Below are 12772 nucleotides of genomic sequence, written 5' to 3'. Positions count from 1 at the left end.
TTTACATGAAAAATCGAACAGCTGCCATAATGATTACGCCTGCAATGACAGTAATCGATAAACTTTTTGTGATAAGTGCAATAATAAGAGTTGGCACAAATGTAACAAAGACGGGCCAATCAAGAGTCACTACTTTCCCACTTTCAGTATCGAATAAGTTTTCAATTACAAGAGCACTTAAGATACAAACAGGTATAAAGCTGAGCCACTTGAGTGCAACATCTGGGAGTGTTACACTACGTACAAAAATAAATGGAATGACACGCGGCAGCCATGTAACAAGTGCACAGCCAATAATAAGCCAGACCATATAAGAAGTTGTTGTCATTTATCTGTCACCACCCCAATTGTTGCGACAATGACTGTTGCTAGAAGCACAGCTACATGTGAAGGCACTAGATAAGAAAGGCCATACATAATAACTGTCATATAGCCGATTAACTTGATATAATGCATGATTTTGCTTTTGCCAACACTGCTCAATTGCAGTACTAACAATGCAACAAACATGGCAATTAAAGCAAAATCTAGGCCCCATTTTTCGGGATTTGCTACCCATTGTCCTAAAAAGGCACCTGCAACACAGGAGAGAATCCAAAAAATGTAGGCTGTGATGTTAAGCCCATCCATCCATTTGCCGTATAATTTGCCTGTTTGCATTTGCTTTGTTACTGCGACACCAAAGGTTTCATCCGTTAATAATGTACCGAAACCAACATTTCTAAGCATAGAGTAGCGCGTAAAATGAGGTGCTAATGTTAAACTCATTAATAAATGGCGTAGATTAACTACAAAAATGGTTACAATGATAGCAGAGGCAGGGCTGCTTGTTAAAAGAAGTGCACAAAAAATAAATTGTGCAGATCCTGCATAAATAAGTATCGTTAACAGGGCAATTTCAAGGACAGATAATCCAGAAGCGGAACCTACAACACCGAATGCAAGTCCTATACTAATATAACCGAGTAAAGTAGGTACGCAATCTTTGACGCCCTGTAGAAAGCTGTCGTTGGAAGGGCTTATGGAATCATCATGATGAAGCTCTGTTGTACTTGTCATAAATAGGCCATCCTTTCTTAATCATTTCCATGTATACTATTGATGGAATTGTTTGATAGTTCTTGATGTTTATTAAAGTATACATATGTCTGATAAAATAAACAATAGAAATTGGTGATTAAAATGGAACAAATGAGTCGAAATTTAGCATTTCAATTAAAGAAAATTAGACAGCAGCGTCATCTAAGTCTAGATGACGTAGCTAAAGCGACAGGTGTTAGTAAAGCACAACTTGCACAAATTGAAAAGGGTGAGGCTAATCCAACTGTTTCAACAATTTGGAAAATCGCAGCTGGTATGCGCATATCATTCTCTTCATTATTACAGCCACCAACCGCTCATTACATGCGTTATAGCAGTAAGGATGTGCCGCATGTGGATGAAGATGAGGGACGCTATCGTGTCTACTCCATTATTCCGTATAATCCTGAGCGAGGCTGGGAATTTTATAAGGTTGAAATGGAGCCAGGGGCAATTAGTAAGAGTGAAGCTCATACAGAAGGGGTAGAGGAAACTGTAATGGTCATCAAAGGACAAGCAGTTATTTCTGCTGGGGATATGCATGAATTACTGGATGAAGGGGATACACTAGTATTCTCAGGGCATCAGCCCCATGAATATCGCAATACTTCGGAAGGGCTAACAATTTTTCATTTAATTTTACAGTATAAATAGAGGTGTCGATGTTGAGTGAATGGTTTACTGTAGAAAATATTGAACAGGTTGCGGCACAATATCGAACATTTGGCCCAATCATTGGTTTACTGCTACCATTTTTAGAAGCGTTTTTACCTTTTCTGCCATTAGTCGTATTTGTTGTAGCGAATGCAAGTGCATTTGGCTTATGGTTAGGGTTTTTATTATCATGGTTAGGTTCTGTAGCGGGCTCCTATGCTGTCTTCTTGCTTGTTCGCCATTTTGGCAAGCATCCAAGATTACGATTTTTAACAGGCAGTAAAAAAGTTCAGAAACTTATTAAATGGGTGGATATGAATGGCATCAGCCCACTTTTTGTCCTCCTCTGTTTCCCTTTTACACCATCTGTTATTGTCAATATTGTAGCAGGGTTGTCCCATATTCATAAAAAGTTTTACTTAGTCGTTTTATTGGCTGGAAAGTTCGTGATGATTTTAGGCATGAGTGTGTTGGGCTATGACTTAAAATCGTTATTGACAAGCCCCGTCAGATTGGTCATTGCTGCTGTAGCCATCGTAATTTTATGGTGGGTCGGCAAGCTGATAGAGAAGCGCTTGAACGCTCGTGTGGAAAGAGATTTGAAGCAAGCGCGAAAATTGACGAAAAATCAGGATCATCATGCTCGCTAACCAATTGTTTGTAGCCTCTTTAATTTTTAAAGAGGCTGTTTTTTTGTGTCATTATCTTCTCACATGAAGGTTGATAGATAGTATTTACTAGTTTTTTTCGATAGAATTTAAGATAGACGATTAAAGTTGCTGTAACATAGGTACGTTAACTAACTAGCAAAGGAAATGCTCAAAAAGAGTTTAAAATAATCAAATCATCAAAAGATTCACCCAAAATGGGCAAGTCAATGAGGAGGGGGAAAGAATATGTCATTGCGTATTGTTTCAGGACGTTCAGGAACAGGAAAATCCGCATTTATTCATCAGGAGATCATTGAACAGCTTAAAACGGAGCCATTGGGACATCCGATTTTCATAATTGTCCCCGACCAGATGTCTTATTCTACAGAATATGAGTTGACGAATAAGCATGGTTTACAAGGCTTGATCCGTGCACAAGTGATGACGTTTAAGCGTTTAGCGTGGCTGGTTTTACAGGAAACTGGCGGGATTGCTCGCAAAGAAGTGAATGGCTATGGCTATCGAATGCTCATTCGTAAACTTTTAGAGGAACAAAAAAATGAGTTTTCCTTATTTCGACAAGCAGCAGGAAAACGTGGCTTTACGGAGGAGATTGAAACACTTTTAAAAGAATTTAGCCGCTATAGCGTCAATAGCTCAGTCTTAGCAGAGGTAACGGAATCATTAAAGGCAATTGATGCTCCAAATACCCTACAGGCTAAAGCAAATGATTTACATGTAGTGTTACAGGCCTTAGAGGAACGACTAGGCACGACATATGTCGACAGTGAGGGCTATTATCCAATTTTAACAGAGCAATTGAAGTATGCTGATACGATGAAGCAAGCAACCATTTATATTGATGGATTTACCGCCTTCACTGTACGGGAGTTAGAATTAGTACGTGAGTTGTTAAAAGTAACTAAACAAGTAACAATTGTTCTTCCGTTTGATCATTCAGATGAAGCGTTTGATGAACAGGCACTATTCCATGAGGCGGCTTTAACAAATCAACGGTTGCATGACATCGCCAATGAAGAGGGCATCGATGTTGATGCACCATTACATTTTTACAATACTAAAAGGTTCCATTCTGAAGATTTGCAGCATGTGGAGGCTAAATTTACTGATTTGGTGCCTAAAACGAAAAAATCTTCTGGAGATGTGATGGTACTTGAAGCGTCTAATCGTCGAGCCGAAGTACATGCGATTGCCCGGGAAATAACAAAACTGACAAGAGAAGACGGTTATCGTTATCAGGATATAGTTCTTTTATATAGACAAGCAGAGTTATATGATCCACTTATTACAAGTATTTTCCAACAATATGAAATTCCTATTTTTACAAATACAAAAAAGACGATGTTACATCATCCACTAATCGAGCTAAGTCGTTCTGCACTAGAGGTCATGACGTCTACTTGGAAGTACGAACCTGTTTTTCGTAGTGTGAAAACAGATTTATTTTTCCCATTACATGCTGAGCTAACCATCTGGCGTGAGCGAGCAGATCGATTAGAAAACTATTGCTTGGCACAAGGCATCTATGGAGAACGGTGGTTTGAGGAGGCACGTTGGTTTTATAAAAAGTATCGTGGATTAGAATTCCATTCGCGTGTTCAAACAGATGAGGAACGTGCTATGCAGGCGGAAATCGAGGCTATTCGAGATGAAATTCGTCTACCGTTAAAGAATTTACAAGATAAGCTTGATAGTGCGAAAACGGGTAGAGATATTGCGACTGCATTATTTGAGCTAGTGGAGTCATTACAGGTTTATGATAAGCTTCAAGCAATGAAAGATCGTGAGATAGAGCGAGGTGACGCATTAGCAGCGAGTGAACATGAGCAAGCTTGGAACGAATGGATTGGTGTTCTTGACCAATTCGTCTATATGTTTGGGGAGCAAGAAATGACTTTGGAGGAAGCAGCTAAAATTCTTGATGAAGGGTTTGATACGCTAGAATTTTCTCGCATTCCGCCGACCTTAGATGAGGTCATGGTCGCTACTGTTGATTTAGCCAGATTGTCTAATATCAAAGTTACTTTTGTAGTGGGTATGAATGATGGTGTTTATCCAACTCGAATGGAATATGAGGGTTTATTGTCAGATACAGAGCGAGAATGGTTTAGCCAAATTGGCTACGAGCTTGCACCAACCTCCACCAATCGTTTATTACAGGAAAATTACTTATTCTACCGTGCTATTACAACACCATCTGACAAGCTGTATATGACATATCCTACGGCAGATGAAGAGGGAAAGGCACTGCTATCCTCTCTTTATATCAAGAAAATGATTGGCAATGATAAAACAGCTGGTCTATTAAGTGAAGTTGTCATTGAGCGAGTGGTGATGGATCCCATTGAATTACTTAACGGAGATGTTTTACCCTATTTACGCCACCCTCGTACGGCTTTAGCGCATCTGATGGTGCAGTTACGTCAAGCTGAGCATAGCCGTGAACTAGCACCAGAATGGCTAGCATTACAAAAATTTTATAAACAAGATCCGTATTGGGCACTCATTTTTGAGCGTGTCCTCTATCCGATTACCCATAAAAATGAAGCTGAGCCACTTGAAACATATATTACACAGGAATTATATGGTCAGAAGTTAACATCAAGTGTGTCACGAATCGAGAAATACTTTAGATGTCCATTTTCTCATTTCACTACGTATGGTCTACGTTTAGAAGAACGTGCTGAATACCGACTTGAAACCTTTGCGATGGGTGATTTATTCCACGAGGCATTGAAGTGGATTACAGAAGAAACACATCGCCAGCAGTTATCATGGATTCGTTTAACAACACAGCAAATTAAACAATTAGCACGACAAGCAGTAGAGCAAATTGTGCCTGTCTTTTCACATCAAATTTTATTGTCGAGTGCTCGTTATCGCTATATTCAGCGTAAGCTTATTCGCATTGTTGAGCGCACAATGACTGCACTGACACAGCATGCTAATGTATCCCACTTCAAGCCTATTGCTATTGAGGCGTCGTTTGGTCCAGGGCAGCATGAACAGCTACCACCGCTTGAAATTGATTTGACTAGCGGCAAGAAAATGTTTATGCGAGGACGTATTGATAGAGTGGATAGTGCAACAATCGATGATCGTTCTTATTTGCGGGTTGTCGACTATAAATCATCAGCTCGAGATCTGGACTTAAATGAGGTTTATTATGGATTGTCCTTACAAGTCCTTACGTATTTAGATGTAGCAATGGAAAATAGCTCTTATTGGCTACCTGGTCAAACTGAACCAGCTGGAGTACTGTATGTCCATGTCCATAATCCAATGTTAAAGCTAGATAAGGATTTAACAGATAGTGAAATAGAGGAAGATCGATTAAAGCAATATAAAATGAAGGGCCTACTGTCAGAAAATGCTGAGGCGATTTTATCGATGGACGAGCAATTAGAAGAAAGTAGTGGGTACTCAAAAATTATTCCTGTATATATGAAAAAGGATGGGACACCGTCTGAATCACAATCACGCATTGTTCCTGTCAATGATATGAAAAAGTTACAACATTTCGTTCGACGTAAACATCAGGAAGCAGGGAATGGCATTTTATCTGGTGATACAGCCATTAGCCCCTATAAATTAAAAGCCAAAACAGCATGTGATTACTGTCAATTCGCCGCAGTTTGTCAATTTGATCCTTCAGATGGTAAACAAAGCTATCGTCAGTTGGCGCAAGCGAAGCCGAATGACATTGTTGATAAAATTCGGAAGGAGATGGAGTAGCATGGCACAAACAATTCCTATTAAGCCAGCAGATGTCACATGGACAGATGATCAATGGAAGGCGATTTATGCTAGTGGTCAAGACACACTTGTTTCAGCCGCGGCAGGATCTGGGAAAACAGCAGTACTGATTAATCGGATGATTGAAAAAGTCATTGCTACCGAGAATCCTATCAATGTAGATGAACTATTGGTAGTGACCTTTACGAATGCTTCAGCCGCTGAAATGCGACATCGTATGTCAGAGGCATTAGAAAAAGCAATCGCAGAAAATCCAACATCTAATCACTTAAGACGCCAGCTTAGCCTTGTCAATAAAGCGCAAATTTCCACGTTGCACTCGTTCTGTTTAGCCATTGTGAAGCAATATGCATACTTGCTTGATATAGATCCAGGCTTTCGTATCGCCAATGAAGCAGAAATCGCTTTATTAAGAGATGATGTATTAACGGATGTTCTAGAAGATGCCTATGATGCTGAGGATGAGGCTCAAGTACAGGCTATTTATCGCCTTGTTGATAGCTTTACTTCGGATCGTGATGATCAAGCAATCGAAACGCTGATTAGTAAACTATATGATACGTCACGTGTACATGCAGAGCCTCAAAAATGGCTATGGAGTCTTCCTCAAGTATACGAGTTAGCAGAGGATGTAACGATTGATGATCTAGAGCTTTCTCAATATGTTAAATTGACCGTTCGCCATAGTTTGGAAGAAGCCTTCGTGTTAATTTCAGAAATGCGGGCGATTACATTACAGCCAGACGGACCGGCTCCTTATGCTGAAACGGCAGAAGTTGATTTTGCCATGATTCAAGAAGGGATTCGAATTAGCCAAAACGGTACATGGCAGGAGCTATTTGAATTTTTTGCGATGGTCAAATGGTCTACGTTAAAACGAGTATCCAAAGATGCATTAGTAGATGTAGAGTTACAGGAGCTTGCGAAGAAAAAAAGAGAAGCAGCTAAAAAAATAATGAATAAAATCAAAGAAACGTATTTTGTTCGTACACCTGCACGCCTACTTGAAGAAATACGATTAATGGCGCCAATAATTGCCACATTAGTAGACCTGACCGCTACTTTTAGTGAACAGTTCCGCCTAGCTAAGCTAGAACGGGGAATCATTGATTTTTCAGATTTAGAGCATTATGCGCTACAAATTTTGACAGTAGAAATAGATGGTGAACTTCAGCCTTCGCCAGTTGCATTAGATATGAAAAAACGTTTTAAAGAAGTACTTGTGGATGAATATCAGGATACGAATATGCTACAGGAAACCATTTTGCAGCTTGTCAAAACAGGGGAAGAGAGGGATGGCAACCTGTTTATGGTTGGAGACGTAAAGCAAAGTATTTATCGCTTCCGATTAGCTGAACCGAAGCTCTTTATGCGAAAATATAGTGATTTTTTGGAGATGCCTGATGTAACGGGAATGAGAATTGATTTAAATGCTAATTTCCGTAGTCGCAAAGAAGTGTTGAATGCTACAAACTATGTATTTGCACAAATTATGGGAGAGCGTGTTGGTGAGATTCTTTATGATGACAATGCATCATTAAAGCCAGCAGCACCTTATGATGAAAAAGAAATACCTGTTGAGCTTGTAGTGATGCATCCGCCACAGGATGAGGAAGCAACAGAAGAGCTTGAGGAAATGGGCAATGAAGCTACTACAGAGCTAGAAGAATTGAAAAAATCACAATATGAGGCGCGCTTTATCATTGATCGTATACGACTGATGATGGAAGATGGGACAACTGTTTATGATACGAAAACGAAGTCTGAGCGACCATTAAAGTATAGTGATATTGTGATTTTAATGCGCTCCATGACATGGTCGACAGATTTAGTGGAGGAATTTAAGCTGGCAGGGATTCCACTCTACGCTGAGTCATCTAAAGGCTATTTTGATGCGCTCGAAGTGATGATTATGTTAAATGTCTTGAAGGTAGTCGATAATCCCTATCAGGATATTCCACTAGCTTCTGTACTGCGTGCACCGTTTGTTGGTTTAACGGAAAATGAGTTGGCAAAAATTCGTTTAGCCGATCAGAAGGTACCGTTCTATGATGCTTTACGTCAATTTATTCGTAGCGAAGGGCATGGCGTGCAATCAACTACATTTGAAAAGCTTCAACGCTTTATGCTGGCCTTCGAAAACTGGCGAGATTTAGCTCGTCGTGGATCATTATCCGATTTAATTTGGAGGATTTATTTAGATACGCATTATTATGAAATGGTTGGTGCAATGCCAAATGGTAAGCAGCGTCAGGCGAATTTACGCATCTTACATGACCGTGCATTAATGTATGAAAAAACGGCCTTTCGTGGACTATTCCGCTTTCTCCGCTTTATTGATCGAATGCGTACGCGTGGGGATGATTTAGGTACTGCAAAATCAATTGGCGAAAAGGACGATGTTGTGCGTCTTGTGACGATTCACTCCTCAAAGGGATTAGAGTATCCAGTAGTCTTTGTTGCAGGAATGGGACGCCCGTTTAACAAAATGGATTTTCATCAACCTTATTTATTCGACCAAGATTTTGGACTCGCTGTCAAGGCTATTGACCCAGAAAATCGCATCACATATACATCTTTACCGTTTTTAGCGTTAAAAGAAAAAAAAGAGCTGGAAATGCGTGCAGAAGAAATGCGTGTTTTATATGTTGCCATGACTCGTGCGAAGGAACGTCTAATTTTAGTGGGCTCTGTGAAGAATTGGGAGAAAACACGTGACAACTGGCAGGATGCACAAAGTTTACCGATAGATGCGCCGCTACAGGAATATTTGCGAGCAAGAGCTAATAGCTATTTGGATTGGGTAGGACCAGCAGTGGCAAGGCATGCAGACTTTACTACAGTTGCTACCACTTCTTATAAGCCGTTAGAAGATCATTCACGCTGGTCGGTACAAGCGATCAACACAAGCCATTATTCATATGAAATACATGCGATGGATGAAGAAGTACAACAATGGCTCACGATGCCAGAGGACGAGGCATTACTAGATGAAATTACGTCACGCTTTCAAGCGCAGTACGCCTACCAAAGGTCTACAAAAAAACGTTCTAAAACGTCTGTTAGTGAGATTAAGCGCTTAGAAAACTTACAGCGCCAGGCGGAACCTGAATTTTACTTTGCCACACCTGCCAAGCAAAAAGCTACTTCCATTGCACCTCGACCAGCCTTTTTACAGGAACAACAGCTAACAGGTGCTGAAATTGGAACAGCTGTGCATACAGTGATGCAGCATGTCCCACAGTATGGCTTTGTTGAAATCCAAGATGTGAAGGATTTTGTAGAGGATTTAGTGGCGAGACAATTGTTAACTGATGCAGAGGGAAAAATGGTTCCACTAGCGAAGATTTTTCATTTTTTTGAGACAGAAATAGGGCAGCGGTTCAAAAAGGCAAAGCAAATACGCAGGGAAATGCCCTTTACCATTAGTAGAGTTGATGAAGATGGCGATGCTCAAATTGTACAAGGGATCATTGACTGCTTATTTGAAGATGAATATGGCTATTGGGTCTTGCTAGATTATAAAACTGACCGTATCCTGCCACATTTTGCACAGGAGCCTGCCCTGACAAAGGAAATACGAAATCGTTATGCTGTACAGCTTCGTGTTTATAGTGAGGCCATTGAATCAATTTTACACATCAATGTGAGCGATAAAGTATTATATTTATTCGATAATGAACAGGCCGTACAGGCATAAAGAACTTGTTATGGCAAAGCAGGGCAAGCCTTTTTTGCCTTGCTTGCACCATAGCATTTAGTCAAGAGGAGGCTATTTCGTGGAGTCAAAACCGACCATGTTGCAGGAACGAATGGCAACATTAGATATTTTACGAGGCATTAGTTTGGTAGGTATTTTACTTGTAAATATGTATACCTTTTATTTGCCAATGCCGCATATTGATTTGGCATCGTGGTTTACAACACCATCTGATATCGTTTGGCAAAAAAATATAGACATATATGTGCAGGGAAGCTTTTACCCATTATTTGCAATGCTATTTGGTTATGGGCTTGCCATGCAGTGGCAAAAAGCACAGAGCCGTGAACAAAATTTTTACACACTAGGTCTTCGCAGACTGTCTGTATTGTTTGTTTTTGGTTTTCTACATGCTGTGCTGATTTGGTGGGGCGATATATTAATGATGTACGCGTTCTGTGGCGTTTTTTTAGTGCTATTCCTACGCTTTAGTCCTATTTGGTTAGTAGCTAGTGCATTTATTATTAACGGTTTAATGCAAGTTTTTATGTTATTCGTTGTAGGAATTATTCTTTTTAATACCAAGGTAGATGATTATTTAGATATCGTATCTGTAGAGAAGGCTATTACGGCTTATGGTACAGGCAATTGGGTAGATGCCTTTATGCAACGCTTAACAGATTTATCGACGCAGGCAGGCATAGGGATGTGGTTTGCAGCACTGTTCACTATTTTACCGTATATGTTAATAGGTGCTGCAGCGTCAAAATGGCATCTAGTAGAACGAGCTAAAGAATTGAAATGGCTCTGGCTGACATTAGCGATCACGGGGTTGGTCATTGGTATCGGTGTTAAAAGTTTACCAATTATGTTTACAAGAACATATTTACTAGATTATTTAAAGGTATACATAGGTGGTCCAATTTTAGCAGTAGGGTATATCGGGGTCATTGTGTTACTTTGCTTAGTGCCAATTGTACCGAAGTTACTTAGTCCTTTTGCTAAAATTGGTCGTATGTCCTTAACGATGTATATTCTTCAATCTATTATAGGTACTTGTTTATTCTACCAATTTGGCTTTGGCTGGTACGGTAAAGTCACTGTGGAAACAGGGGTATTAATTGCTATCGGCATTATTGTTGTGCAAATGATCCTAGCTGAAGTTTGGTTATCTAAGTGGAAACAAGGACCATTAGAGGCGATATGGCGTAAATTAACGTATAAGCAAAACGTGGAATCACGTTAATATATGCCTCTTCACATGCATAATTTATGAAGATAGTACAACTTATAAAATTATTGTCGCAAAAGTAAGGCAATTTCTATCATATTGTTGTATTATGTAGAAAAAAGAAGGAGCTCTTAAAATCATGAAAATTTTATCATTCAAATTAGGTGGACATGTAAGCTTTGGACCAAAAGTAAAAAAAGAAGAAGCGGTATGGGATGTACTCGCTATTCAAAATGAACTTCAAGTTCTCCCTTCTTTTTCAAGTTCAATTGTGGATGGCATTGCTTTAGGCTTTGATTTCGTTGAACAGATTCGTAAATTAGTAGAAGCAGCAGAAAAATCAGATCGTGCCGATAGTTTTAAACGTGAATTTACAGATATCGAGTGGCTTTCACCAATTCCGCGTACACCCAAAAATATTATGTGTATCGGTAAAAACTATGATGAACATGCCAAAGAAATGGGTGCAGAAGCAGCACCAACAGATTTAATGGTATTTACAAAATCACCAACTGCTATTGCAGCGGATGGACAAACAATTTCCATTCATGCTGACCTTTCTTCCAAAATGGACTATGAAGGTGAGCTAGCGATTGTTATTGGAAAACGTGGTAAAAATATTCCTAAAAATTTAGCATTTGATTATGTATTTGGTTATACAATTGCTAATGATATATCAGCTCGTGATTTACAAGACAAGCATAAACAATTTTTCTTAGGTAAAAGCTTGGAAGGTACTTGCCCTCTTGGACCATACCTTGTGACAAAGGATGAAATTCCAAATCCACAAGACTTAACAGTGGTGACAAAGGTCAATGATGAAGTACGCCAAAACGGTTCTACGAAGGATATGATGTTCTCTGTTGAAACCTTAGTATCTATTCTATCTCAACATGTAACATTAGAGCCAGGAGATGTTATTTTAACAGGTACGCCTGCAGGAGTTGGAAAAGGGATGAACCCGCCACAGTTCTTAAAGGCTGGGGATACAGTAAAAGTATCTATTCAAGGCATTGGTACATTAGTCAACCATTTTGAATAATGACGATAACCATCCGCGTGAGTCTTTACTCCGCGGATTTTTTCTTTCTACACTCGATAGGCTGTGAGATGTCGAGCTATAATTGATGTAAATTATGTGAACACTGTTGTAATGTTTGAAACCCTTTCCATCGCATGGTAGGATAGAGTTTGATAGAAAAATGAATGAGGTGGGACAAACATGAGTTTTTTAACTAGCCAAACGCATTTGCATATTACTACGTGGGTTATTGCTATTGTTATCTTTTTAATCGCTGCACTAATGGGCAAGCAATCAAAGGGCTTACATATGGCTTTACGTCTATTCTACGTATTAATTATCATCACAGGTGGGGCATTATTCTTTAAATATCAGGCTGGAGACCCGATGATGTACGGACTGAAATTTTTATTCGGTATTTTAGTAATTGGTATGATGGAAATGGTATTAGTGCGTCAAAAGAAAAACAAACCAACAGGGATGTTTTGGGCATTATTCGCAGTATTCCTATTTATCACGCTGTTCTTAGGCTTTAAGCTACCATTAAACATTAATTTCCTAGCATAATAATTTCTTAAAGGTCGTGAAGTATTTGCTTCACGGCTTTTATTTTGCTAAAAGGGTGAATACGAGAGAACTGACACCTTTTTGCCCTAATT

The 12772-nt window shown here is 39.4% G+C and carries 9 protein-coding genes; 7 read left to right on the top strand and 2 right to left on the bottom strand.

Annotation, left to right across the window (positions count from 1 at the left end; translation table 11 throughout):
- Position 1: 1 nt before the first annotated feature.
- Positions 2-328, bottom strand: coding sequence for an AzlD domain-containing protein (locus tag MHI34_RS03565; RefSeq protein WP_036120943.1), 327 nt, complete (start codon positions 326-328; stop codon positions 2-4).
- Positions 325-1059: an AzlC family ABC transporter permease gene (locus MHI34_RS03560; RefSeq protein ID WP_051891627.1), complete on the bottom strand. Its 735-nt coding sequence runs from the start codon at positions 1057-1059 to the stop codon at positions 325-327. Before MHI34_RS03560 ends, MHI34_RS03565 begins: the two co-directional genes overlap by 4 nt.
- 123 nt (positions 1060-1182) lie before the next feature.
- Between MHI34_RS03560 and MHI34_RS03555 the strand changes: the two genes are divergently transcribed.
- From MHI34_RS03555 to MHI34_RS03525, 7 genes are all read left to right on the top strand, one after another.
- Positions 1183-1734, top strand: a complete 552-nt coding sequence (locus MHI34_RS03555) for an XRE family transcriptional regulator (protein WP_036120940.1) — start codon at positions 1183-1185, stop codon at positions 1732-1734.
- Between the two features lie 11 nt (positions 1735-1745).
- Positions 1746-2384 carry a TVP38/TMEM64 family protein gene (locus MHI34_RS03550; RefSeq protein ID WP_170829911.1) on the top strand — a complete coding sequence of 213 codons (639 nt, stop codon included), beginning with the start codon at positions 1746-1748 and terminating at the stop codon, positions 2382-2384.
- Positions 2385-2630: 246 nt separating this feature from the next.
- Complete coding sequence (gene addB, locus MHI34_RS03545) at positions 2631-6140, top strand: helicase-exonuclease AddAB subunit AddB (protein ID WP_342504111.1); 3510 nt, start codon at positions 2631-2633, stop codon at positions 6138-6140.
- 1 nt (position 6141) lies between these two features.
- Positions 6142-9861, top strand: a complete 3720-nt coding sequence (addA, locus tag MHI34_RS03540) for a helicase-exonuclease AddAB subunit AddA (protein WP_342504110.1) — start codon at positions 6142-6144, stop codon at positions 9859-9861.
- 79 nt (positions 9862-9940) lie between these two features.
- A complete protein-coding gene (locus MHI34_RS03535; RefSeq protein ID WP_342504109.1) occupies positions 9941-11107 on the top strand; it encodes a DUF418 domain-containing protein in 1167 nt (388 codons plus the stop codon).
- A gap of 124 nt (positions 11108-11231) precedes the next feature.
- On the top strand, positions 11232-12134 hold the full coding sequence (locus MHI34_RS03530) for a fumarylacetoacetate hydrolase family protein (protein WP_036120924.1): 903 nt from the start codon (positions 11232-11234) through the stop codon (positions 12132-12134).
- 180 nt (positions 12135-12314) lie between these two features.
- Positions 12315-12680, top strand: coding sequence for a YisL family protein (locus MHI34_RS03525; protein ID WP_036120921.1), 366 nt, complete (start codon positions 12315-12317; stop codon positions 12678-12680).
- Positions 12681-12772 lie beyond the last annotated feature (92 nt).

Origin of the sequence: Lysinibacillus sp. FSL L8-0126 (assembly GCF_038630385.1) — a bacterium.
Lineage (GTDB): Bacteria > Bacillota > Bacilli > Bacillales_A > Planococcaceae > Lysinibacillus > Lysinibacillus fusiformis_D.
The sequence above is the reverse complement of the archived record's forward strand: the minus strand, read 5'-3'. Positions and strand labels throughout refer to the sequence as shown.